Source organism: Sedimentimonas flavescens, from assembly GCF_025154035.1.
GTDB classification, from domain to species: Bacteria; Pseudomonadota; Alphaproteobacteria; order Rhodobacterales; family Rhodobacteraceae; genus Rhodobacter; species Rhodobacter flavescens.
In genome coordinates this window covers 240,958-264,749 of record NZ_JAOALJ010000002.1, presented here as the reverse complement: position 1 = coordinate 264,749, position 23,792 = coordinate 240,958, and the positions used below count along the sequence as shown (strand labels likewise).

25 protein-coding genes are annotated in these 23,792 nt (G+C 65.5%); 14 read left to right on the top strand and 11 right to left on the bottom strand.

Annotated elements, in window-relative coordinates; translation table 11 throughout:
• The first annotated feature begins 10 nt into the window (after positions 1–10).
• Entirely contained in the window at positions 11–1,453 is a 1,443-nt protein-coding gene (locus N3C64_RS04655) for a glycosyltransferase family 39 protein (protein WP_260012354.1), read from the top strand.
• A 139-nt stretch (positions 1,454–1,592) separates the two neighbouring features.
• Complete coding sequence (locus N3C64_RS04650; RefSeq protein WP_260012352.1) at positions 1,593–4,094, top strand: GcvT family protein; 2,502 nt, start codon at positions 1,593–1,595, stop codon at positions 4,092–4,094.
• A gap of 74 nt (positions 4,095–4,168) precedes the next feature.
• Here N3C64_RS04650 and N3C64_RS04645 read toward each other — a convergent pair whose 3' ends face one another.
• From N3C64_RS04645 to N3C64_RS04625, 5 genes are all read right to left on the bottom strand, one after another.
• Complete coding sequence (locus N3C64_RS04645; RefSeq protein ID WP_260012351.1) at positions 4,169–4,993, bottom strand: GH25 family lysozyme; 825 nt, start codon at positions 4,991–4,993, stop codon at positions 4,169–4,171.
• A 97-nt stretch (positions 4,994–5,090) separates the two neighbouring features.
• Positions 5,091–5,591 (bottom strand): EF-hand domain-containing protein, encoded by a 501-nt coding sequence (locus N3C64_RS04640; protein ID WP_260012349.1) that lies wholly within the window; start codon positions 5,589–5,591, stop codon positions 5,091–5,093.
• A 98-nt stretch (positions 5,592–5,689) separates the two neighbouring features.
• Positions 5,690–6,031, bottom strand: coding sequence for a carboxymuconolactone decarboxylase family protein (locus tag N3C64_RS04635; protein WP_218628624.1), 342 nt, complete (start codon positions 6,029–6,031; stop codon positions 5,690–5,692).
• Positions 6,032–6,500: 469 nt separating this feature from the next.
• Positions 6,501–9,833, bottom strand: a complete 3,333-nt coding sequence (gene carB, locus N3C64_RS04630) for a carbamoyl-phosphate synthase large subunit (protein WP_218628623.1) — start codon at positions 9,831–9,833, stop codon at positions 6,501–6,503.
• A 123-nt stretch (positions 9,834–9,956) separates the two neighbouring features.
• Positions 9,957–11,249: a glycosyltransferase family 87 protein gene (locus tag N3C64_RS04625; RefSeq protein WP_260012344.1), complete on the bottom strand. Its 1,293-nt coding sequence runs from the start codon at positions 11,247–11,249 to the stop codon at positions 9,957–9,959.
• Positions 11,250–11,478: 229 nt separating this feature from the next.
• On the opposite strand from N3C64_RS04625, the gene aspS reads away from it, so the two are divergent.
• Positions 11,479–13,260 carry an aspartate--tRNA ligase gene (gene aspS / locus N3C64_RS04620; protein WP_260013082.1) on the top strand — a complete coding sequence of 594 codons (1,782 nt, stop codon included), beginning with the start codon at positions 11,479–11,481 and terminating at the stop codon, positions 13,258–13,260.
• Positions 13,261–13,331: 71 nt separating this feature from the next.
• On the opposite strand, the gene N3C64_RS04615 is transcribed toward aspS, so the two are convergent.
• Positions 13,332–13,466 carry a hypothetical protein gene (locus tag N3C64_RS04615; RefSeq protein ID WP_260012341.1) on the bottom strand — a complete coding sequence of 45 codons (135 nt, stop codon included), beginning with the start codon at positions 13,464–13,466 and terminating at the stop codon, positions 13,332–13,334.
• Between the two features lie 138 nt (positions 13,467–13,604).
• Between N3C64_RS04615 and N3C64_RS04610 the strand changes: the two genes are divergently transcribed.
• Positions 13,605–14,321: a GNAT family N-acetyltransferase gene (locus N3C64_RS04610; RefSeq protein WP_218628620.1), complete on the top strand. Its 717-nt coding sequence runs from the start codon at positions 13,605–13,607 to the stop codon at positions 14,319–14,321.
• Here N3C64_RS04610 and N3C64_RS04605 read toward each other — a convergent pair.
• Entirely contained in the window at positions 14,318–15,016 is a 699-nt protein-coding gene (locus tag N3C64_RS04605) for a response regulator (protein ID WP_260012338.1), read from the bottom strand. The two genes, N3C64_RS04610 and N3C64_RS04605, sit on opposite strands and share 4 nt — an antisense overlap.
• 147 nt (positions 15,017–15,163) lie before the next feature.
• Between N3C64_RS04605 and mce the strand changes: the two genes are divergently transcribed.
• The 5 genes from mce to N3C64_RS04580 all read left to right on the top strand — a co-directional run bounded on the left by mce (position 15,164) and on the right by N3C64_RS04580 (position 17,620).
• A complete protein-coding gene (mce, locus tag N3C64_RS04600; protein ID WP_218628618.1) occupies positions 15,164–15,568 on the top strand; it encodes a methylmalonyl-CoA epimerase in 405 nt (134 codons plus the stop codon).
• Complete coding sequence (locus N3C64_RS04595) at positions 15,568–15,837, top strand: DUF1467 family protein (RefSeq protein WP_260012336.1); 270 nt, start codon at positions 15,568–15,570, stop codon at positions 15,835–15,837. Before mce ends, N3C64_RS04595 begins: the two co-directional genes overlap by 1 nt.
• 83 nt (positions 15,838–15,920) lie before the next feature.
• Positions 15,921–16,289 (top strand): COG4315 family predicted lipoprotein, encoded by a 369-nt coding sequence (locus tag N3C64_RS04590; protein ID WP_260012335.1) that lies wholly within the window; start codon positions 15,921–15,923, stop codon positions 16,287–16,289.
• 39 nt (positions 16,290–16,328) lie between these two features.
• Positions 16,329–16,844: a sigma-70 family RNA polymerase sigma factor gene (locus N3C64_RS04585; protein WP_218628615.1), complete on the top strand. Its 516-nt coding sequence runs from the start codon at positions 16,329–16,331 to the stop codon at positions 16,842–16,844.
• Positions 16,841–17,620, top strand: coding sequence for an anti-sigma factor family protein (locus N3C64_RS04580; protein WP_260012331.1), 780 nt, complete (start codon positions 16,841–16,843; stop codon positions 17,618–17,620). The genes N3C64_RS04585 and N3C64_RS04580 overlap by 4 nt, the downstream gene beginning before the upstream one ends.
• On the opposite strand, the gene N3C64_RS04575 is transcribed toward N3C64_RS04580, so the two are convergent.
• Genes N3C64_RS04575 through N3C64_RS04565 form a run of 3 tightly spaced genes read right to left on the bottom strand, consistent with a single transcriptional unit; the run spans position 17,617 to position 20,057 of the window.
• Complete coding sequence (locus N3C64_RS04575) at positions 17,617–18,306, bottom strand: EI24 domain-containing protein (RefSeq protein WP_260012329.1); 690 nt, start codon at positions 18,304–18,306, stop codon at positions 17,617–17,619. The two genes, N3C64_RS04580 and N3C64_RS04575, sit on opposite strands and share 4 nt — an antisense overlap.
• Positions 18,303–18,908 carry a nitroreductase family protein gene (locus N3C64_RS04570; protein ID WP_260012328.1) on the bottom strand — a complete coding sequence of 202 codons (606 nt, stop codon included), beginning with the start codon at positions 18,906–18,908 and terminating at the stop codon, positions 18,303–18,305. Before N3C64_RS04570 ends, N3C64_RS04575 begins: the two co-directional genes overlap by 4 nt.
• Positions 18,909–18,965: 57 nt before the next feature.
• Entirely contained in the window at positions 18,966–20,057 is a 1,092-nt protein-coding gene (locus N3C64_RS04565; protein ID WP_260012325.1) for a histone deacetylase-like amidohydrolase, read from the bottom strand.
• A 46-nt stretch (positions 20,058–20,103) separates the two neighbouring features.
• Here N3C64_RS04565 and N3C64_RS04560 point away from each other — a divergent pair, with 46 nt between their 5' ends.
• Positions 20,104–20,352 carry a DUF167 domain-containing protein gene (locus N3C64_RS04560; RefSeq protein WP_260013080.1) on the top strand — a complete coding sequence of 83 codons (249 nt, stop codon included), beginning with the start codon at positions 20,104–20,106 and terminating at the stop codon, positions 20,350–20,352.
• 74 nt (positions 20,353–20,426) lie between these two features.
• Here N3C64_RS04560 and N3C64_RS04555 read toward each other — a convergent pair whose 3' ends face one another.
• Entirely contained in the window at positions 20,427–20,681 is a 255-nt protein-coding gene (locus N3C64_RS04555; RefSeq protein ID WP_233676825.1) for a DUF8831 family protein, read from the bottom strand.
• A gap of 123 nt (positions 20,682–20,804) precedes the next feature.
• Between N3C64_RS04555 and N3C64_RS04550 the strand changes: the two genes are divergently transcribed.
• The 4 genes from N3C64_RS04550 (at position 20,805) to N3C64_RS04535 (ending at position 23,756) form a co-directional block, all read left to right on the top strand.
• Positions 20,805–21,530 (top strand): M48 family metalloprotease, encoded by a 726-nt coding sequence (locus tag N3C64_RS04550; RefSeq protein ID WP_260012323.1) that lies wholly within the window; start codon positions 20,805–20,807, stop codon positions 21,528–21,530.
• 152 nt (positions 21,531–21,682) lie between these two features.
• Positions 21,683–21,988, top strand: coding sequence for a DUF6455 family protein (locus N3C64_RS04545; protein WP_260012319.1), 306 nt, complete (start codon positions 21,683–21,685; stop codon positions 21,986–21,988).
• A gap of 24 nt (positions 21,989–22,012) precedes the next feature.
• Positions 22,013–22,270 (top strand): DUF6455 family protein, encoded by a 258-nt coding sequence (locus tag N3C64_RS04540; RefSeq protein WP_218628607.1) that lies wholly within the window; start codon positions 22,013–22,015, stop codon positions 22,268–22,270.
• A gap of 142 nt (positions 22,271–22,412) precedes the next feature.
• Positions 22,413–23,756 carry an NAD(P)/FAD-dependent oxidoreductase gene (locus tag N3C64_RS04535; protein WP_260012315.1) on the top strand — a complete coding sequence of 448 codons (1,344 nt, stop codon included), beginning with the start codon at positions 22,413–22,415 and terminating at the stop codon, positions 23,754–23,756.
• Positions 23,757–23,792: the final 36 nt, after the last annotated feature.

Genomic DNA, 23,792 nt, shown 5'->3' with positions numbered 1-23,792 from the left:
GACCAAGGACATGCGCCAAGAGAGTTTGACCCTGGCGCTTGTCCTTGCAGCCTATTTCGCGCTGCAGGTTACGCTGCGGATCTGGATTGGCACGGGCCTGCAACTTGACGAGGCCGAACTTGTCATGCGCGCGCAGGAGTTTCACTGGGGCTACGGGCCCCAGTTGCCGCTATTCAACTGGCTGCAACTCCTGACCTTCAAGCTGATCGGTGTGAATATTGCGGCGCTGGCGATTGCCAAGAACGCCTGCCTGTGGCTGGGATATATGCTTGCCTATCTGGCGCTTGCGCGGTTCGTCCCTGCGGGGCGCGCGGCCATCGCCACGGTGGGGCTGATCCTTCTGCCCGAAATCGCGTGGGAGGCACAGCGCACCCTGTCGCATTCGGTCGCACTGATCCTTTCGACCTCGGCCTTCCTTTTTGCGTTGTTTGGTGTCGTTCGTTACGGGCGCTGGCGCGATTGGATCGTGCTGGGGATCGTCATCGGGTTTGGCGGGCTATCGAAATACAACTTCTGGATATTGCCCTTCTCGGCGGCGCTGGCGCTCTGGGTATTGCCGCCGCCGCGGGGTTGGGCGGCCTTGTCCTGGGGCCGCGTTGGCGCCGCCGTTGCCGCTGCGCTGGCGATCCTTGCCGGGCCGATACTGTGGATAGCGCGGCATCCCGATATCGCCTTTGCGTCCGCGTCGAAGATCCGGCGGTCCGAGCGCGCGGTGCTCGACCTGCCATTCCTGGGCGGTGTGGCGGAAACCGTGCAGGGCTATGTGCTTGCCCTGATCCTGGCGGCTCTGGTCGCACTTCTGGCGCGGCTGTGGCCGCGCGGGACTGCGCCGCGCCCGACGACCGAAGACGAGGCGGTTTGGCTGCGTAAGCTGCTGCTGGCGATGTCGGTCTTCGGTTGCGCACTCATCGCCGTCATCATGGGGGTGGCGGATGCAACGCGCGTCACGCCGCGATGGCTCATCCCGCTGGCGATGCCCGGCGCGCTCGGGTTGATGCTTTGGGCGCTTGAGGCCGGGCCCCGCCGCGCGGGCCGGGTGATTGCCGTGGCGGTAGGGGTTGTCGGCGTCGCGGTGACGATCGGGATCTTCGTGGTCTTCGGGTTGAAGCCCTCGCGGCTGAGCTATGATTTTACGCCGCTGCGCGCTGAGATTTCGGCCATTCTCGCCGAAACCGCCGATCCGGGGATCGAACGGCTGACCGGTGCCGGTTGGCTGATGGGCAGCCTTGTGCTGCTGGAGCCTGACTGGCCGGTCAAGCGCCCGCCGCCGCTTGGCCCTGCGCTTGTTCCCGCCGCGCGTGTCGTTCAGTTGCGCGTAACAGAGGATGCCGAGGCGGGCGCTCCACCGCAGCCCGCCGCTATTCTTGAGCAAAGCCGCGCCGTCCGTGTGCCGGACCGGATCGACCCGCGTCAGGGCATGAGTGTGATGGTCGAGATCTGGCGCCTTCCCTGACGCTGGCCCGCCGGCGAAGTGCATCAACGACGACTTCGTTTTCCCCGCATGTCGCTTTTTGCCCGCAAATGTCGGGCGCGTTTGCCCGTGGGTCTGTCACTCTGGCACAACGGATAAAAGCCATCTGCGGAGTCGCCCCATGAAAACCCATGTCAAAGCTTTGGTCGTCGGCGGCGGTGCCGTCGGTTGCTCGGTCGCCTATCATCTTGCGAAGGCGGGATGGGAGACCATGCTGGTCGAACGCGACGAACTGACCTCGGGTTCGACCTGGCACGCGGCTGGTCTGCTGCCGCTGTTCAACATGAGCTATGCGACAACGCATATCCACAAGTACTCGGTCGATCTCTACAAGACGCTGGAGGCGGAAACCGGACTGAACGCGGGCTTCTCGATCTGCGGCAACCTGCGTATGGCGCAGACGCAGGAGCGCATGGACGAATACATGCTCTATTCCTCGGTGGCCGAAACCGCCGAGGTATATCACGAGTTTCTGACCCCCGCGCAGATCAAGGAGCGCTGGCCGCTCGTGCGTACCGAAGACCTGAAGGGCGCGCTGTTCCACCCGCAGGACGGCTATATCAACCCCGCCGACGTGACGCAGGCGATGGCCAAGGGCGCGCGTCAGCGTGGCGTCGATATCGTGCGCAAGCTGCAAGTGAATGCCTATCGCTGGACCGGCAGCGAATGGGTGGTGACGCTGGAAAAGATGATCGAGAAGGGTGGCAATCTGGTTGGATCGGGCGAGTTGATCGACGTCCATGCCGAGCATGTCGTGACCGCGACGGGCAACCACGCGCAGCGCACCGCGCGCCTTCTGGGTATCAAGATCCCCGCGATTCCGGTCGAACACCAGTTTATCGTGACCGAGCCCGATCCGGCCCTTCAGGCCTGGCGCGCGGCGGGCAACCCCGAGCACCCGGTGCTGCGCGATGCTGACGCCAAGTGGTACGTGCGCGAAGAGCGTGGCGGCTGGATCCTTGGCCCCTATGAGCGCGGCGCCCCCGCACGATTCCTGTACGACGTGCCGCAAACCTTCCGCGCCGATCTCTTCCCGCTCGATCTTGAGCGGATCGAAGAGGAATACATGTCGATGATCCACCGCATCCCGACCTCGGAAACGGTGGGCCTGAAGGACGATTTCAACGGCCCGATCTGCTACACCCCCGATGGCAACCCGCTGGTCGGTCCGGCGCCGGGGCTGCGCAACATGTGGCTGGCTGAGGGTTTCAGCTTTGGCATCACCGCCGCGGGCGGCACCGGCTATTACCTTGCGCAGATGATGGTCGAGGGCGAGGCCGAGATCGACATGGCGTCGCTCGACCCCAAGCGGTACGGCAACTGGATGACCACCGAATATGCGGCGCGCAAGAACGAGGAATGCTACGAGCACGTCTTCATCCTGCACCACCCGGACGAAGAGCGCGAAGCCTGCCGCCCGCTGCGCACCGCACCCAACTATGACCGCCAGCTCGCCCTTGGTGCGCAGATGGGGCAGGTGAACGGCTGGGAGCGTCCGAACTACTACGGTCCGCTCGATGCTCCAGCCGATTTCGACCATGATTCGCGCAGCTTCCGCCGGGGTGCGTGGTGGCAATATGCCAAGTCCGAGGCCGAGGCGGTCCGCGAGACTGCGGGCATCATCGACGCGACAGCCTTTACCAAGCATCTCGTGCGCGGCCCCGGTGCGACCGCTTTCCTCGATCACTTCACCTGCAACAAGCTGCCGAAGGTCGGGCGCATCAACCTGACCTATGCGCTGACGGATGCGGGCACCACGCGCACTGAATATACGATCGTGCGCCTGAAAGAGGACGAGTACTACCTGATCTCGGCCGGTGCCTGGACCGCCTATGACGCGGATTTCCTGCTCAAATCCATCGAGGATTTCCGCGCGGCGGGCGGCGAATATGTCGATTGCCACGACATCACGACCCAATGGGGCGTGTTCGCGCTGGCCGGGCCGAATGCGCGTGCGATCCTGAATGAGATCGTCAAGGACGCCTACCCGGAGACGGTGCTGTCGAACAAGCGGTTCCCCTGGCTGAGCTATCGCGACATTGAACTGGGCATGTGCCCTGTGCGCGCGGTGCGCGTGGCCTATACGGGCGAACTGGGCTGGGAATTGCACCACCCCATCGAGATGGGGCGCTACCTGTGGGATCTGATCTGGTCCGTGGGGCAAAAGCATGGCCTCAAGCCCGTCGGTGCGCGCGCCCAGAACTGGCTGCGCCAGGAGAAATCCTACCGCGCCTTTGGCACCGAACTTGGCCGCGACGCGACGCCGCTTGAGGCCGGTCTGGACCGCTTCGTCGATCTCGAGAAGGACTTCCGCGGCAAGCAGGCGATGCTCGACCTCGGCATCCGCTCGAAATGCGTCACCCTGCTGATCGACGGACCTGCGGATACCGATCCGTGGGGCAAGGAGGCGATCCTGCTCAACGGTGAAAAGGTCGGGCGCCTGACCTCGGGCGGTTGGTCAGTGGCCTTCGGCAAGCAGATCGGCATGGGCTATGTGCGCCCCGATCTGGCCGAGCCGGGAACCAGGCTCAAGGTCAAGATCCAGCTCATGGAATGGGATGCCGTGGTGACCGAGGATAGCCCGCACGACCCTGCCAACGCGCGTATTCGCGTGGACGGTTAAGGCCTGCTACTCACGGGCCTGGCGCTGCGTGCAGCGCCGCAAGCGCGAGGGGTAACCCTCGCGCTTGGCGTTGATCAAAGGCGCCGGGTGGCCAGCCAGTTCATCCAGGCTTCGGGCGACCCCGCGAAGGTGTTGATATCGACCGTGCCGCCCACACCCGGCACGACCCCGGTGCCGGTATATTGCCAGAACGACCACTGCTCGCCGGGGTAACGCTCAGTGGGATGCGCTGCGACCGAGCGCAGCCAGAACTCGTAGCCGTCCAACGAGCCGAGGGCGTTTTCCTCGTAGAAATCTGGCGTGGTGTAGATCACCGGGCGCGCACCGTAGTGCTGCGTCACGATCTCAAGGAAGCGTCGCATCTCGGCCTGAACGGTTGCGGGCGAGGGGGTGCGCTTGCAGGTGCGCGACTGGTGGTTCCACTCGATGTCCAGAACGGGGGGCAAATCGTCCGCGATGCGCGGCACGTTGCGGATGTACCAGTTTGCCTGCTCTTCGGGCGAGCGGCAGAAATAGTAGAAGTGATAGCCGCCCACCGGCACACCCGCCGCCCGCGCGGCCTGCGCGTTCAGCTGGAAGCCCGGATCGACCCAGTCGCCGCCCTCGGTGGCCTTGAGCCAGGCAAAGTTCACCCCGGCGGCATTGGCCTCGGGCCAGTTGATGCGACCCTGATAGCGCGCGGCGTCGATGCCATGCACCGGGTAGTGGGCGGGGGTCAGCCCTTCCCATTCGTGCGGATCGGTATCGCCGAAATGCGAAGGCACACCGAAGGCACGATAGTTCGACGCACTCAGATGCGCCGGGGCCATCATCTGACCCGTTCGCGGGCCGCTATCCCCGCCACACCCCGCCAGGGCAAGGGCGGCAACGCCCGCCGTAAGAACCGATTTGATCCACATGAGACTGCTCCCTCATGACTATTTTGGAGCAGAATCGCGCAGAATCGGGTCGCTGTCACGGGGTGTTGCACCTTGCCGGCAAATTCTCGCGTGGGCATTACCCGCGCGGAGGGCCGAAATCCGCCGTCGTCAGCACATTATCGCCGTTGCGGTCGCGCATCCGGAACCAGTTGGCCGAGCCATTGACGAATTCCGCTGTCGTGATGATGCCGTCGCGATTGGCATCAAGGCCGCGCATCTCCTCGGCGGCCGACCGGTCTAACCCGCCCTGATGACCCATCTGCCCGCCGCGACCCATGCCTTTGCCCTTGCCCATCGAGCCGTTCATGCCCTCCGGCCGGTTGCGGCCCGGCCCCATGCCCGCCTCGCGCTGCAACTGCTTGTGCTCGTCCATCCCGGCGATCTCGGTCGCCGAAAGCTTGCCGTCGCTGTTCTCGTCGAACATGGCGAAGATATTCGCGCGCTGCTCGCGCACCTCGGCCAAAGAGACGCCGCCGTTCGAGTCCAGATCCCACTGGTTCATGAAATCCGCGCCCGGCGTGAAATCCTGCGCCTGCGCGAGGCCCGCGCCGAGAACCAGAGCGGTGGTGAGTGTCATCAAGCGTTTCATGGCATGTGCCTTTCCCAAGCATGTTTGCCGATGAAACGCGAAAGCCCGCGCCTTCCGGCGCGGGCCTGTCAACGTGTCGCAGGGGATCAGGCTTTTGCGGCCAACTCGTCCCAGCAGGCCAGCGCGTGACCGGCATACATGACGCCCGGGCCACCAGCCATCTGGATCGCCATGGCCAACACGTCGCCCAGTTCCTCGCGCGTGCCGCCGGCTTTCATCAGAGCTTCGGTGTGGAACATGATGCAGGGTTCGCAGCGCTGCACGACCGCCATGCCGAGCGCGATGAATTCCTTGGTTTTCAGGTCCAGCGGGCCGTTGTCCTTCACGGCTTTCGACAGCACGCCGAAGCCCTGCGTGGCATCGGGAATGGTCTTGTACATCACGCGAAGCTCGTTGCGCATGTCATCGAGTTTGGCTTTGTAGCTCATGGCGTTCTCCTATCCGAGTTCCCCTCCCACATGCCTGAGTCGCTTGCGCGAGGCCTTGACCTGTATCAATCATATGCGCGGGGATGAATGTTTGCGCGGCGGAGGCCCACGCTGCGCCAGAACATGCGCGGCATCGCGGCGGAACTGGCCCGACTCGGGGCGCGCGCGTAGGCTGTGGGTAATCGGCCGATGGAGGGTGCGATGAAAGCGATTATGGCTCTGGGACTGGTTCTGATGCTGGCCGCCTGCGGGGATGGTATTCCGCTGGTTCCGTTTATCTGAGCCAAAGACGAAAGCGCGCCCGGAAGGCGTCTTTGACCGCTTTCCGTGTTCTGTTGGTGAGGTCGCGGGAAGGCGCTTGTTGCCCTCGGGATGTGACCGCACAACGGCTCGATCCAGCTTTGACGATCGTAGCGGGAACGAAAAAGGCGGCCCGAGGGGCCGCCTCTCATAATCTGTGTGTCTGCGCTTACGCCTGCAGCGGGCGCACGTCGATTTCCCCTTCCGCGCGGGACTTCATCGCGGCGACGGCGGCGATGGAGGCGGCGGCGGTGGTGAAATAGGGGATCTTGTCGTAAAGCGCCACGGCGCGGATGTCGCGGCTGTCCGAGATCGACTGGTTGCCCTCGGTCGTGTTCAGCACCAGCTGGATGTCGCCGTTCTTCAGGCGGTCAACGATGTTCGGGCGGCCTTCATAGACCTTGTTGACGGCCTCGGCTTCGATGCCTGCCTCTTTCAGCCAGACGGCGGTGCCGCGGGTGGCGACAAGGGCAAAGCCCATCGCGATCAGCTCGCGCGCGGCCTCGGCCAGTTCGTCCGACTTGTCGCTATCCTTGACCGAGAGGAACACGCGGCCCTCTTCGGGCAGGTTGGTGCCTGCGCCAAGCTGCGCCTTGAGGAAGGCGCGCGGGAAGTTGCGGTCCCAGCCCATGACCTCACCGGTCGAACGCATTTCCGGCCCGAGTAGCGTATCGACGCCCGGGAAACGGGCGAAGGGCAGGACGGCCTCTTTGACCGAGAACCACGGCGTGTTCGGATCGGCCAGCGTCAGCGGGTCGGCGAAGGGCAGGGGGGTCTCGGGGCCAACGCCCGCCGGGTAGGGCGCGCGCTGCGGGAAGTTTGCCATCGGCTCACCCGCCATCAGACGCGCGGCGATCGAGGCGATGGCCGAGTCGGTGGCCTTGGCGACGAAGGGCACGGTGCGCGAGGCGCGCGGGTTGACTTCGAGCACGTAGATCTCGCCGTCCTTGATCGCGAACTGCACGTTCATCAGGCCAACGACGCCAAGCGCCAGCGCCATCTTTTCGGTCTGCGCCTTGAGTTCGGCGATGGTCTCGGCCGAGAGCGAGTAGGGCGGCAGCGAACAGGCCGAGTCGCCCGAGTGGACGCCCGCCTCTTCGATGTGCTGCATGATGCCCGCGACATGCACGGTCTGCCCATCCGAGAGCGCGTCGACGTCCACCTCGATTGCGCCCGACAGGTAGCTGTCGAGCAGCACCGGGCTGTCGCCCGAGACGACCACGGCGTTGGTGATGTAGCGCTTGAGCTGGTCGAGGTCGCGCACGATCTCCATCGCGCGGCCACCCAGAACGTAGGAGGGGCGGATCACCAGCGGGTATCCCACGCGGCCCGCGATCTCGAAGGCCTCGGCGTCGCTATGCGCGATGCCGTTGACCGGCTGCTTGAGGTCGAGATCGTTGAGCAGCTTCTGGAAGCGCTCGCGGTCCTCGGCCAGGTCGATGGCGTCGGGGGTGGTGCCCAGGATCGGGATGCCTTCGGCTTCGAGCGCATTCGCCAGTTTCAGCGGCGTCTGGCCGCCGAACTGCACGATCACGCCATGCAGCGTGCCATTTTCCTGCTCGACGCGCAGGATTTCGAGCACCGATTCCAGCGTCAGCGGTTCGAAATAGAGGCGGTCCGAGGTGTCGTAGTCGGTGGACACGGTCTCGGGGTTGCAGTTGACCATGATGGTCTCATAGCCCGCCTTGGTCAGCGCGAAACAGGCGTGGCAGCAGCAATAGTCGAACTCGATCCCCTGGCCGATGCGGTTGGGGCCGCCGCCAAGGATGACGACTTTCTTGCGGTCCGAGGGGCGCGCCTCGCATTCCACGTCGCCCATCGCGGGGGCTTCGTAGGTGGAATACATGTAGGGGGTCTGGGCCTCGAACTCGGCGGCGCAGGTGTCGATGCGCTTGAACACCGCCTTGACGCCGAGGTTACGGCGGGCGCGGCGCACCTGCGCCTCGTCACGGCCGGTCAGCTTGGCCAGACGGGCATCGGTAAAGCCCATCATCTTGAGTTTGCGCAGCCCGTCTTCGGTCAGCGGCAGGCCATGCTTGCGCACTTCGGCCTCGGCGTCGATGATTTCGCGGATGCGGGCCAGGAACCACGGGTCGAAGGCGGTCGCGGCGACGATCTCGTCATCGCTCAGGCCGTGGCGCATGGCTTGCGCGATCAGGCGCAGGCGGTCCGGGGTCTGCGAGGAGATCGCCTTGACGATCGCGGCCTTGTCGGGTGCGCCGTGGATCTCGATCTCGTCGAAGCCCGACAGGCCGGTCTCCATCGAGGCCAGCGCCTTCTGCACCGATTCGTGGAAGGTGCGGCCGATGGCCATGGCCTCGCCCACCGATTTCATTGCGGTGGTCAGCTCAGCCTTGGAGCCGGGGAACTTCTCAAACGCAAAGCGCGGGATCTTGGTGACGACATAGTCGATGGTCGGCTCGAAGCTGGCCGGCGTGACCTTGGTGATGTCGTTGTCCAGCTCATCGAGCGTGTAGCCCACGGCCAGTTTCGCGGCGATCTTGGCGATCGGGAAGCCGGTGGCTTTCGACGCCAGCGCCGAGGAGCGCGACACGCGCGGGTTCATCTCGATCACGACCATGCGGCCGTCTTTCGGGTTGATTGCCCATTGCACGTTCGAGCCGCCGGTTTCCACGCCGATCTCGCGCAGCACGGCGATCGAGCCGTTGCGCATGATCTGGTATTCCTTGTCGGTCAGCGTCAGCGCGGGCGCGATGGTGATCGAGTCGCCGGTATGCACGCCCATCGGATCGATGTTCTCGATCGAGCAGACGATGATGGCGTTGTCGGCTTTGTCGCGCACAACCTCCATCTCGTATTCTTTCCAGCCTAGGAGCGATTCATCGACAAGGATCTGCGCCATCGGCGAGGCGTCGAGGCCCGAGCGGCAGATGCGTTCGTAATCGTCGCGGTTATAGGCGACGCCGCCGCCGGTGCCGCCAAGGGTGAAGGCGGGGCGGATAATCGCGGGCAGGCCGATATGCTCAAGATCCGCCATCGCCTGGGCGACGCCGGCGTTGATGTCATACTTGCCGTTGGGCAGTTTCGGCGCGGCGACGATGGTGGCCTTGGGGTTCTCGATGCCAAGGCGGTCCATCGCCTCGCGGAACAGCTTGCGGTCTTCGGCCATTTCGATGGCCTCGCGCTTGGCGCCGATCATCTCGACGCCGAATTTCTCCAGCACACCCATGTCGGCAAGGGCGAGCGAGGTGTTCAGGCCGGTCTGGCCGCCCATGGTGGGCAGCAGCGCGTCGGGGCGCTCTTTCTCGATGATCTTGGCGACGACCTCGGGGGTGATCGGCTCGATATAGGTGGCGTCGGCCATCTCGGGGTCGGTCATGATCGTGGCCGGGTTCGAGTTGACCAAGATGACACGGTAGCCCTCTTCGCGCAGGGCTTTGCAGGCCTGGGCGCCCGAGTAGTCGAACTCGCAGGCCTGGCCGATTACAATGGGCCCTGCGCCGATGATGAGGATGGACTTGATGTCGGTTCTCTTCGGCATGGTGGACCCCTTGATTCTGTTCGGCAGCACTATAGGCGGAGTCTTGTCCAGGCTCCGCGCAAATTGGTGGGGGTTATAGTCAGCTTGGCACGGGGTGCAAGGGCGAAAGGCACCCCGTTTGCGTCATTCGCCGCGCGGCTGGCGGATCAACGCAAGGAAGGTGGCGGCGAGGGCGGCGGACCAGCCTAGAGCCATGCTCCAGCCGTAGATCGCGAGGCCCTGCTGCAATGGGCCAAGGCGCAGCAGGAGCTCCGAAGAGTTGAGTGCGGCCATGGCCGCCAGAAGGGCCAGGGTCGGTGCGCGGCCTAGTCCGAAGCCAAGCGCCGGAAGCAGCAAGAGGGGCAGTTCAAGGTAATGCAGCCACGACAGCGGGCCGAACAGGAAGAGCGCCACGGACAGGCCAAGGGCGACCAGCGTGAGCGCATGGGCCGAGTGGCGTTTGCGCGCCGCAAGCGCCACGGGAACAGCGATGCCAAGCGCCAGCAGCGCCGCCAGCAGCCCCGTCCATCGCGGCATGATCAGGACGGTGACATTGCCTGCGCCTTGGGTCAGCGGCTCGACCAGACCGAACTGGCTGGCGATATCCAGCATCAGAATGCGCAGCGAAGGGTTCACCATGCCCCAGACGGATTTGTCCGAGGCGAGATCAAGTTGCGCAAGGAAGGCGCGGTGCAGTGGCCAGCCCATCAACGCAACCGAGGTCAGCGCCAGCGCGCCCCCGGCCAGCACCATCGCGACGATCGCGCGCGGGCGGCGGGCCTGCACGAAAAGCGCGGCGAACAGGATCGGGGTAAGCTTGATCGCCGCTGCAAGCGCCAGGACAGCCCCCGCACATGCGGGCGCGCGTCGGATTAGCCAGATGGCCAGCAGCGTGAAAAAGGTAACCGTGATCGTGGGCTGGTTGAGCGACAGGAGCGCGAAGCCCGGCGCGGTCTGCGTCAGAACCAGAAGCGCCCAGATGATGAAGCCAGCAAAGGGTAGAAAGGCCGGGCGGGCCAGACGCCCGGCCAGCAGGATGGAACCCGCGAGCATCGCCAGATGCACCGCAAGCACCAGATCGAAGAAGGCTTGCGGCGCAAGGACGCGCGTCAGGGGTGCGGCCAGCCCCGCCCAAAGCGGCGGGTAGATATAGGGATAGGCGGGCTGATCCGGGGCAAGGCCAAGGGCGGCGTGTAACCCCTCCCACGCTGGCGGGGTGCCGCCGAAAAACAGGGGCGGGGCGGCGTAGATCAACTCGGGCTGGCCGCTGGCGTGAAAATGCCCTGCGAACCAGAGTGCAGCGAGGTCATTGGCCCATGCGCCCTGAAACGCACCCCAGGCCCAGACGAGCCACAGCACCAGAAGCGCATAGCCGACCGCGCGATCGACCTGCGAGGGGCGCGCGGGCGCGGCGGTGAGGGGCGGGGTCAGGCTCATAGGCGTACCGGATCTGGATTTATCCGTGTTAGGGGGCAAATCTGACGACATTAGGGCGATTGTCCGCGAAGCGGAAAGAATGCGCGCGCCATGCGCTCGGCGCGAGAGTGCGCAAATACGCGTGAGAGCGCCGCGAAGCGGGGCGATTTTCACCCATTTGCTTGACTTCCGCGCCTCCAAGCTGTGTATCGGGCCGACTGACGCCAATGCCCGTTGAAAGGGAACGATGATGCACGCCTATCGCAGCCATTCCTGCGCCGCGCTTACCGCCGCCAATGCCGGTGAAACTGTCCGCCTCTCGGGCTGGGTCCATCGGGTGCGAGATCATGGCGGTGTGCTGTTCATCGACCTGCGCGACCACTACGGCATCACCCAGGTGCTGTGCGACGGCGACTCGGCCGCGTTCAAGGAACTGGAAAAGGTCCGCGCCGAATGGGTCATCCGCATCGACGGCACCGTCAAGCTGCGTGACGCGAGCCTTGTGAACGCCAAGATCCCGACTGGCGAGATCGAGGTCTATGTCCGCGAGGTCGAGGTTCTGGGCGCCGTCGATGGCGAACTGCCGCTGCCGGTCTTCGGCGATCAGGACTACCCCGAGGAAACCCGCCTGGCCTACCGCTTCCTAGACCTGCGCCGCGACAGCCTGCACAACAAGATGATGCTGCGCTCGAACGTGGTGCGCAGCTTGCGCAACCGCATGTGGGACATCGGCTTCAACGAATACCAGACGCCGATCATCACGGCCTCCTCGCCCGAGGGCGCGCGCGACTTCCTCGTTCCGTCGCGCCTGCATCCGGGCAAGTTCTACGCGCTGCCGCAGGCGCCGCAGCAGTTCAAGCAGCTGATCATGGTGGCGGGCTTTGACCGCTACTTCCAGATCGCGCCCTGCTTCCGTGACGAAGACCCGCGCGCCGACCGCTCGCCCACCGATTTCTACCAGCTCGACCTCGAAATGAGCTTCGTGACGCAGGAAGACGTGTTCAACGCGGTTCAGCCGGTGATACAGGGCCTGTTCGAGGAATTCGGCAATGGCAAGACCGTCGATCCCGACTGGCCGCTGATCCCCTATGCCGAGTCGCTGCTGAAATACGGCTCGGACAAGCCCGACCTGCGCAACCCGATCGAGATGCAGATCGTGAGCGAGCATTTCGCGGGCTCGGGCTTTGCGATCTTCGCCAAGCTGCTGGAGCAGGAAGGCACCGAGATCCGTGCAATTCCCGCGCCCACCGGCGGCTCGCGCAAGTTCTGCGACCGGATGAACGCCTTCGCGCAAAGCCAGGGCCTGCCGGGCATGGGCTACATCTTCTGGCGCAAGGGCGACAACGGCGAGATGGAGGCCGCAGGCCCGCTGGCCAAGAACATCGGCCCCGAGCGCACCGAGGCGATCCGTGTTCAACTGGGTCTGGGCGAGGGCGACGCGGCCTTCTTCCTGGGCGGCAAGCCCGAGGCCTTCGAGGCAATCGCTGGCCGCGCCCGGAACGAGATCGGCAAAGAACTCGGCCTGACCGAAGAGGGCGTGTTCAAATTCGCCTGGATCGTCGATTTCCCGATGTACGAGAAGGATGACGAGGGCAAGATCGACTTCTCGCACAACCCCTTCTCGATGCCGCAGGGCGGGCTTGAGGCGCTGTCGGGCGACCCGCTCAAGGTGCTCGGCTACCAGTATGACCTCGCCTGCAACGGCTACGAACTTGTGTCGGGCGCGATCCGGAACCACAAGCTCGAGATTATGTACAAGGCCTTCGAACTGGCGGGCTACCCCGCGTCCGAGGTCGAGAAGCGCTTCGGCGGCATGGTCAAGGCGTTCAAATACGGCGCGCCTCCGCACGGCGGTTGCGCGGCCGGTATCGACCGCATCGTCATGCTGCTGGCCGATGAGATCAACATCCGCGAGGTCATCATGTTCCCGATGAACCAGCGCGCTGAAGACCTGATGATGGGCGCCCCGTCCGAGCCCACGAACGAACAGATGCGCGAGCTGCGCCTGCGGGTTCTGCCCAAGGAAGCGTAAGCACCCTGACAGAAACGAAAAGGCGCGCCGTGAAGACGGCGCGCCTTTTCAGTTTGCGCAGGGAGGACGGATCAGCCTGTCGCCAGACGAAGGGCCATCGCGCTGATAGAGACCGTCAGAGCGACAAGCCCGATGGCGAACATGGCCCGATGCGAACGATCGACAAGACGGTGATCGGTAAACAGGCGGCGGGCGTGGTGTTTCATCGGCTGATCCTCAGGAGGGAGTAGGATCAGGCTGCCCCCGGATTGCGGCAGCTTTTGGAAGGCAATCGCACGCTTTGGGGGCAATTGCGTGTCGGCTCGGCGCAGGCTAGCCTGCGCGGGAACCCCGGGGAGGCGGCGATGCAGCACAAGAAATTCGGCGAGGAACTGACAGGCTGGACGCCCCCGCGCACCCCCGATGCGGCGGTGATGGAGGGGCGCTACGTGCGGCTGGAGCGTCTGGCCTGGACCCATGCCGACCCGCTTTACCGTGCGAATTCCGCCGATGACGCGATCTGGGATTACCTGCCCTATGGCCCGTTCCATTCCGAGGTGCCCTTCATTCGTTGGGTGCAGGATATGGCCGGGCAGAGCGATCCGTTCTTCTACGCGCTGCGCGACAAGGCGAGCGGGCAGGTGGGCGGCGTGATGTCCTACCTGCGGATCACGCCCGCGGCGGGCTCGATCGAACTGGGGCATATCAACCTCTCGCCGCGATTGCAGCGCACCCGTGCCGCGACCGAGGCGATGATGCTGATGATCGGCTGGGCCTTCGAGGCGGGCTACCGGCGGTTTGAGTGGAAATGCGACGCGCTGAACATCCCCTCGCGCCGCGCGGCGCAACGGCTGGGGCTGAGCTATGAGGGCGTCTTCCGCCAGGCGACGGTTGTGAAGGGGCGCAATCGCGACACTGCCTGGTTTGCCGCCATCGACAAGGAATGGCCGGGGCTGAAGGCCGCCTATGACGCCTGGCTCGCGCCCTCCAACTTCGACGCCGAGGGGCAGCAGATTGAGCGCTTGGGCGATCTGACCCGGTTGGTGCGGGTCAGTTCCGATCCTGTGCTGGGCACGGATTAAAAGGCCGCCCGCTCGGACAGGCGCGCATTCACAACGCTGCTGAGCCGCGCCACGGCGGCGGGCGAGGGCGCGCGCTCAAGCGCCGAGGCCGCATCGGCCAGCGCCGCATCATGCGCGGCCCGCGCGACGCCGGTCAGGAATTGCGCGACATAGCCGAGCCGCGCGGCCTCGGGCGGTTCACGTAGTGCATCGGCCATCTGGCTGAGATCGTCTTGCAGGGCGAGGGGATCGGGGATCAGCGGCGCCTCGTCGATCCGGCGCGGGCCGGCGTGGCGCGCATGATCGGGTAGCCCGGCCAGGATCGTGTTCTGAAACAGCGCAAGGCTCTCGATCGGTTTTTCCAGGAACCCGTCTGCCCCGGCGGCCATTGCCAAGGCCGCACTCCCGGCATCGCCCGAGATGCCGAAGACCGCAGGTGCGGAGGTAGCCTTGATCTGGGCGATCAACTCATCCCCCGATCCGTCGGGCAGCCCGAGATCCACGATCACCACATTGGGGCGATAGGTCTGCAAATGCCGCCGCGCCGCGCGCAGGCAATCGGCCCGGCAGATGCGCGCGCCCGATCGCAGGCACATCAGGCGCAACGCCTCGCAGGCAAAGCGGCTGTCTTCGACCACCAGCACGGTCAGCCCGGCCAGCGGGCGCTCGGCCGAGGCGGAGCGTTTGGCAAGAAAGCTTGAGAGATCGTCGGACATGGGACCACCCCGGCAGAGGAATCACGGTTATCGGCCCAGTAAGGACCGTGTTTGCCTAACGCTTGGTTAAGGCTGCTACCGCTCGCAGCGCTTGCATCGTGGCCTGCCCGCCCCTAAAGCGGAAGGCGAGGAAAATGGAGGCCCACCATGATCGGACGTTTGAACCATGTCGCCATCGCCGTGCCTGACCTTGAGGCAGCCTCGGCGAAATACCGTGAGACCCTTGGCGCGAAGGTAAATCCGCCGCAAGACGAACCCGATCACGGCGTGACCGTGGTCTTCATCGAGCTGCCGAACACCAAGATCGAGCTGCTCTACCCGCTTGGGGAAAACTCGCCCATCGCGGGTTTCCTGGAAAAGAACCCCTCGGGCGGCATCCACCATATGTGCTTTGAGGTCGATGACATCCTGGCCGCGCGCGATCAGCTCAAGGCCGGGGGCGCGCGCGTCCTTGGCACTGGCGAGCCGAAGATCGGCGCGCATGGCAAGCCCGTGCTGTTCCTGCACCCCAAAGACTTCAACGGCTGCCTGATCGAGCTGGAGCAGGTCTGATGAACCTGACCGGCGGCATCGTCCTTTTCGCCGTGATCTGGTTCATGGTGTTCTTCGTGGTGCTGCCGATCCGGTTCCAAAGCCAGGAGGAGGCAGGGCATGTCGTGCCGGGCACGCCCGCCTCGGCTCCGCATGAGGCGAACCTGAAGAAGAAGGCGCTGATCACGACCGGCATCGCCGTGGTGCTCTGGGGCGTTATCGCTTCAATCATCCTGTCCGGGGTGATCTCGGTGCGCGATCTCGACTGGTTCGGGCGCATCAAGAACTGAGCGCTTTTGATCTTTTTTCAGCAGGGCCGGGATTATTCCCGGCCCTGTGTCGTTTTCCTTGTGGTCCAGACAGGGAGATGACCATGAAACGAGCGATGATGACGATGGCTGTGGTGCTGGCTGCTGGCATGGCGCAGGCCGATCCGGCGATGGTGGCCGAGACCGCCAAGGGCCAGACGCTGGTCGATGCGGCGGGCATGACGCTGTACACCTTCGACAAGGATGCCGATGGCAAGTCGGCCTGCAATGGCGGTTGCGCCGCGAACTGGCCTCCGCTGATGGCCGAAGAGGGCGCGATGGCCGAGGGCGCGTGGTCGGTGATCACCCGTGACGACGGTGCGAAACAGTGGGCCTATGATGGCAAACCGCTGTATACTTGGGTCAAGGATACCAAACCGGGCGATGTGACGGGCGACGGGTTCAACGGCGTCTGGCATGTCGCGCAGCCCTGACGAAAGGGGGCGGCGCCCCTCCGGCGCCGCCCGAACCCGATGCGACAGGCCCGCAAACGCCATCTGATCGAGGCGCAGATCCCCGCGCTGCGCCGCTTTGCCTATGCGCTGGCGCGCGATGGGGCGCTGGCCGATGACCTCGTGCAGGATTGCCTTGAGCGGGCCTTGTCGCGCTGGCATCTGCTGCGCACCGGCCCGGAGTTACGGGCCTGGCTGTTTCGTGTGCTGCGCAACCTGCATATCGACATGCTGCGGGCGCGCGGGCGGCGTGGGGCGGTGACACTGGACGAGGCGCCCGAACCCGCCCATCCGGGCAGCGCCGAGAGCGCGCTGGAACTGGCCGAGGTGTTGCGCGTGCTCTGGACTTTGCCGCTTGATCAGCGCGAGGCGATCTTGCTGATCGGCGTTGAGGATTTCAGCTACGAAGACGCCGCGCGGATCCTTGAGGTGCCGGTGGGCACGCTGATGTCGCGGCTGGCGCGCGGCAGGGCGGCCCTGCGCGCCGCGACCGGGCGGGAAGGCGGCGGGCGGCCGAACTTGCGGAGAGTGAAATGACCAGAGATGCGGCCATGACCGAGGACAACCTGCAACGCTATATCGACGGTCGCCTTGATCCCGCGCGGGCCGAGGCGGTGCGGCGTGCTTTGGCAGATAACCCGGCGCTGGCAGCCGAGGTCGAAGGCCAGATCGCCGATCGCGCCGCCCTGCGCAACGCGCTGGCGGGCCGCGCGGCCGAGCCGGTGCCCGAACGGCTGCGCCTGCCTCCGCCCGCTACCGGGGGCATGGCCCGCATGGCTGCCGCCGCGGCGATCTTTGCCGTGGGGATCGGCCTTGGCTGGGGCCTTGGCCGCGATTGGGGCGTCGAGCATCCGCTGCCCTCGGGCGTCCGCGTGGCGCAAAATGAATCCGCGCTCGCACAAGAGGCCCGCGTGGCCCATGCGGTCTATGCGGTCGAGGTGGTTCACCCGGTTGAGGTGCGCGCCGAAGAGCGCGAGCACCTGATGGCGTGGTTGTCCAAACGGCTCGGGCGTAAGCTTTCAGCTCCGGACCTGAGCGCGCATGGGTTCGAACTGGTCGGCGGGCGGCTTTTGCCCGCAGGCACCGGCCCTGCCGCGCAATTGATGTATGAGGATGCCTCGGGCCTGCGCGCGACGATCTACATCACCGCGATGGCGGGCGATGAAAGCGCCTTTCGCTACAGCCGCAGCGCCGAGGGGGTGTCGAGCCTTGCCTGGCTCGACGAGGGCTACGGCTGCGCCATCTCGGCGCCGCTCGACCGTGCGCAGCTTTGGCCGCTGGCCGAGGCCACCTACGAGGCGCTGGCGCTTTAGCGCCGGCGCAGCGCGTGGAAAAGGTGGGTGAAGGTCGCGGCCCCCACCACTGGAACCGCAAGGTTCACCAGCGGCACCGACAGCGGCACCGCCATCAGCGCCCCGGCCACCCAGATCGTGGTACGGTTGCGCTCATAAAGCGCCTTGGCCTCGTCACGGTGCATCCGGCGGAAAGCCGCCATCTGGAAATATTCGCGCCCGAGCAGATAGCCGTTGAGGCCGAAGAACAGGAACGGCGCCAGCGGAATGACGAAGGGGTAGATCATCAGCGCCACAAGGTTTGCCGCCACGATCACGCCGAAAAAGCGCAAGGTGTCGCCGAAAGTCTCGGCCAGCGTCAGTTTTCGCACGGCGGGCAGGTTGGAGTAATGCGCATCCTCGACGATCTCGGCCACGTCTTCGAGGAAGAAACCGGTGAAGATCGAAGCCACCGGCACCATCAGAAACACCGACAGCACCAGCATCAGCCCGATCGAGGCGAAGGAGAGCGCGCTGTCCACCCAGCCGATCTCGCCGATCCAGGGCAGGGTGATCGTGTCGGGAACGAAGAAGCCGATCAGTTGCACCAGCACCAGCCACAGCGCCACCAGAAGCGCCAGCGCAAGGCCGATGCCCTTGAGCAGCACCTTCATCGAGCCGGGCCGGAACAGATCCGCCCAACCGGTCAGAAAACTTTGAAAGATCATGCCTCTACCCAGGTAATAATCTGGCCCATGTCGGGGCGGGGGCGCTCGGCGGGCGTTGCTCCCTCGGTGCCGATATGCACAAGGCCCGCAACCCACTCGCCCTCTTGCAGGCCAAAGGCCGAAGCGGCGAAATTGCGATCATGCGCGACCCATCCGGTCAGCCAGCCTGCGCCCCAACCGGCGGCAAGGGCTGCGCTGAGCAACCCGTAACAGGCGGCGCCAACCGAGAGCGTCTGCTCAATTTGCGGCACCTTGTCGGTCGGGCGCGGGACCGAGATCACGGCGACACACAGCGGGCTGTCGGCGAACTGGTTGATCCCCTTGGTGGCGGTTGCCTCGTCGATCCCCTTGGCCGCGGCATAGGCGCCGGCGTCACCCGCCAGCCGTTCCAGCGCGGGGCGTTCGAGCACGACAAAGCGCCAGGGCTCAAGCTTGCCATGATCCGGCACGCGGGCCGCGGCGGTCAGCAACTCGGTCAGTTCCGCGCGTTCCGGCGCGGGGGCCTTGAGCGTCTTCGGCGGGCGCGAGCGGCGCGTCAACAGGAAGCGCAACACCTCGTCATTGCGGGTGGCGGGGTTCACGGTGCCCGGGGCGATCTCCATCGCGACTCTCCTTCTGTTGCCCCCCATATCGGGGCGGCGTGGAAGGAATGCAACGGCCTAGAGGGCGAATTCGCGCGCCAGATCCGCCAGATAGCGCGAGGTCTCGTCGATCCAGCGCATGGTGGGCTGGCGTGCGCCGATCGTGTCGCCCAAGGGGTCGGGAACGCGGATGGTGCTGCCCGACAGCTCCTCCAGCACGGCATGGCCGCAGAAGGGCACATGGACCTCGGAGTAACCGCCCTCATGGGTCAGGATCAGCCGGTCGTGGCACAGCGTCTCGGCCGCGTGCATGGCGCGCCGTGTCAGGCGGCGGAAGCTTTCGGCACGCAAGAGCATGCGCCCCAATGGGTCCATGGCCGAGGCGTCGAAGCCGCAGGCGATGATGATCGCCTCGGGGCGATGCTTGGCCAGCGCGGGCGCGACGATCCGGTCCCAGGCCTCCAGGTAGCTTTCCTCACCGGTGCCGGGGGGCAGGGGGATGTTGATATTGCTGCCCTCGGCCCCGCGTACCCGCGCCGAGCCGGTATCGAGCGGATAGTTCCATTCCTGATGTAGCGAGATCGTCAGCACTTCGGGGTCGTCAAGAAACACCGCCTCGGTCCCGTTGCCGTGATGCACATCCCAATCGACCACGGCAAAGCGGCGCGCAAGGCCTGCGGCCTGCGCTGCCCGGATCGCCACGGCGATGTTGTTCAGAAGGCAAAAACCGTTGGGCCACTCGGGCAGGCAATGATGCCCCGGCGGGCGCGAAAGCGCATAGGCATTGCGCGCCCGCCCCTCAAGCACCGCGAAAGTCGCGGCCTTCGTCAGTCCTGCTGAAAGTGCGGCAATCTCATATCCGCCCGGCCCGAACGGCGTGCGCAACCCCAACTCGCCGCCACCTGCATCGGAGGCAGCCTTGAACGCATCAAGATAAGAGACCGGATGCACCCGCAATAAATCCTCGCGGCTGGCCTCGGCGCCCGATCCCGCGTCGATCTCGGCCATCAGCCCCGACACGCGCAACAGGTTCACCAGCCGCCGCTTGGTCTCGGGGTTCTCGGGCAAACCGCCGCCGGGCTGCACAAAACCGCCCACCGGTAGGGTCAGCGCATAATTCCCCCCGCCATGCCAAAAACAGCGCTCGTCATGAAAGAAGGCGGTGCGCATGGCGGTATCCTTTTCGTCGGGGCGCGGTCAGGCTATGCACGAAACCATGACCGACCTGAGCCACCTTGCCAAGCCCGGCGCCGAGATCGCGCTGCGCGTCACGCCCAAAGCCTCGCGCAACCAGATCGTCGCGGCCGAGGACGGGTTGCGCGCCTATGTCACCGTGGTGCCCGAGGACGGCAAGGCCAATGCGGAGGTCACGAAGCTGCTGGCCAAGGCCCTCGGCGTCGCCAAATCGCGCCTGACGCTGATCCGAGGTCAGTCCGCGCGCGACAAGGTCTTCCGGCTCGACTGAACCGCCAGCCAGCCCTTCTTCTTGGCCAAAATACCTCGGGGGTGAGGCGCCGCGCGCCGAGGGGGCAGCGCCCCCTATTTCTTCTTTTCGACCTGGCGCAGCCGATAGACGCCTTCGGGCAGGTTCAGCGCCGCCGCCAGCTCGCGCAGCTGCGCATGGGAAAAGACGATGCGCTGGACCTGATCGGTCTGATCGTCAACCTGCTCCAGCACCACGCAATCCTCGAAGGATTGAATGGTGATATCCTCTTGCAGGTAGTCGCGCGGGTCATCGCCCTCGTCCACAAGGGTGATCACGGTCGCGTCGAATTCGTGCTCGATGGTAAACATGTCCCGATGCTAGCCCGCCCCGCAAAGACGCGAAAGGGGGAACATTTTGGTGAACGCGGTCCCGGGCCATTGCTTCGCTGCTCTGCGGCGATAGAATTCGCGCGCTGATTTCCCGGAGGCTTCATGCAGACCCTGATCGCCCGCGCTTGCATCCTGCTTGCCCTGTCCGTCCTGACGGCCTGTGTCCCGACGGAACCTGCGCGCGCGCCCTTGCAAAGCTACGTGGCGGACGATCTGCCTTCACCCGAGCAGGCGGCGAACAATTTCATCTCGGTTGCCCGCAAGATGGAGCCGCAGATCGAGGCTGAGTGCTATGCCCGCACCCGCGGGCGCAATTGCGACTATCAGATTGTGGTGGACGACCGCCCGACGACCGACCCGAACGCCTACCAGACGATCGATCGCGCGGGCCGCCCGGTGGTGGCCTTCAACCTTGCGCTGATTGCCAGCGCGCGGAACGTGGACGAGCTCGCCTTCGTCATGGGCCACGAGGCCGCGCACCATATTGCGGGGCATCTTCAGTCCAAGGAACAGAACGCCATGGCCGGCGCGATGATCTTCGGCGCGCTGGCTGCCGCGACCGGGGCAGATAACGGCGTCGTCTCCCAGGTTCAGAATATCGGGGCGCAGGTCGGAAGCCGCACCTATTCGAAGGATTACGAGCTTCAGGCCGACCGTCTGGGCACGATCATCACCTGGAATGCGGGCTACGATCCGATGCGTGGCGCACAGTTCTTTGAGCGTATCCCCGATCCGGGCAATGTCTTCCTTGGCACGCACCCCGCAAACCACAAACGCATGGAGACCGTGCAGCGCACCGTCGCCGACCTGCGCGCCGGGCGCGTCTAGCGCGGCGCTTTGTGCGGCTCTGCCGGGCTTTTCAGCGGCACTCGGCGGCTTGCCGCCTCTGATTGCGGGGGCATCGCCGCCTTTGATCTGAATCATGGTTCGCCACCGGCTTCGGCCTGATCCTCGGCACAGATGTGACAGGAGGACGCGAGATGTTCGGAGTCGGGACGTTGAATCGGCACGCCGCCTTGATGAACCGCATGGCGGAGGTGCTGGGCGTCGATCTGACCGATGCCATGGCCAAAAGCGTCCTGTCGGGCACCGAATGGCGCGATGCCGTGGTGCGCTGCACCGGCTGCTCGGATCCGGAGGGGTGCCTGCACTGGCTCTCGCAACAGGATGCGCCCGAGGACCACGACGGCGCTGCGACGGCGGGGGCGGCTCCTGGTTTTTGCAACAATCGTCTCCTGATGGGGCGGCTGCGCGCGGAACTTCTGGCACATGCGGAACAGGTCTGAGGCATCCACAGAGGGGGCAATCCGATGGGAGTTCAGGGAAATATCGATCTGCATTTCTGGATCACGCGGGGCATGGCGCGCCGGATGGGGGTCAACCTGACCCAGGCCATGCATGACGGCTGTCTGACACAGGCGGACTTCGCCGAGATGGTCGCGCGCTGCCGGGGTTGCAGCGGGGCGGCGGGGTGTCTGGCTTTCCTGTCAGAGCCGAATGCGCAGGGCAGCGCGCCCGACTGGTGCTACAACGCAACGGTCCTGCGCGAGCTTTCGGAGTTGAACTAGGCACCCGTCTCGGGGCCGGTTTGATCGGTGGCGGGTGGTGCAAGGCTCTTGCGCCGCTCGCCTTTTTTCGCGGACCAATCCGCCTGTGCATATGCACCGCGTCATCCATGCCCAAAAGGAATGATCGCCTCACGCGATCCGCATGGCGCCGCGCGCTGAGTTGCGCTCATATGAGGCAAGCCTCACGCTGCCGGACATATTGATGCGCAACGATCCTCGGTCTCATGGTCTTTGGGAAGTGTCCGCCCCGGCGGCACCGCCGACACCCGTTTTTACGGGCGCCGAAGAGGCCGAGGTCGCCGTCATCGGAGCGGGGTACACCGGCCTTTCTGCGGCGCTGCATCTGGCCGAGGCGGGCGTTTCCGTGCGCGTGCTGGAGGCTGTCGCGCCCGGTTTCGGAGGCGCAGGGCGCAATGTCGGGCTGGTGAATGCGGGTATGTGGGTCATGCCCGAGGTGCTGCTGGCCGGGCTTGGCCCCGAATACGGCCCGCGTCTTCTGCGCTTCCTGGGCGATGCGCCGGGCGTGGTTTTTGACCTGATCGCACGGCATGGCATCGCCTGTGAGGCCACGCGTAACGGCACGCTGCATCTGGCAGTCGGCGCGGCAGGCCATGTCGAGATCGCCGAGCGTCACCGCCAGTGGTCCGCGCTTGGCGCCCCGGTCGAGCTTCTCTCGGCCGGGGCCACACAGGCGCGTCTTGGCGGCGGGCGCTATGCGGGGGCGCTCCTCGACCGGCGGGCGGGCACGATCCAGCCGCTCGCCTATGCGCGGGGGCTGGCCCGCGCGGCGCAGGCGGCCGGCGCGCATATCCATGCCGATAGTCCCGCACAATCGGTGTCGCGCCTCGGGCAGGACTGGCTCGTGCAGACCCCGCAGGGGCGGCTGCGGGCGAAATGGCTGATCCCGGCCTCGGACGCCTATACCGCGCAGGTCTTCCCCGAGATCGGCAGCGAGCAGGTGATCCTGCCCTATTTCAACATGGCGACCGCGCCGCTGCCCGATGATCTGCGCGCCGCGATCCTGCCGGGCGGCGAGGGTTGCTGGGACACGCGCGAGGTGCTTTCCTCTTTCCGCATGGACGCGGCGGGGCGGCTGGTCTTTGGCTCGGTCGGGCAGCTGGGTGTGCTTGAGCGTGGCGCGCACCGGGATTGGGCGCGGCGCGCGCTTGGCCGGATATTCCCGCAACTCAAGGGCGTGGGGTTCGAAAGCGAATGGTGGGGGCGCATCGGCATGACCGCCGACAACCTGCCGCGACTGCATCTGTTGGGGCCGAATGCGCTGACGATTTGCGGCTATAACGGGCGGGGGATCGCGCCGGGCACGGTTTCTGGGCGGGCCATCGCGCGCCATATCATCGGGGATCTTCCGCTGGAGGCGATGCCGCTGCCGGTCAGCGCCCCGCAACCCGCGCCGCTGAGCGCCTTGCGCACGGCGGGCTATCGGGCGGGCGCGGTGCTGGCGCATCTTGCGCAAGACCGGATCTGAGCGGTCGGGGCTGCGCGCCCCGCCGCCATCGACTAG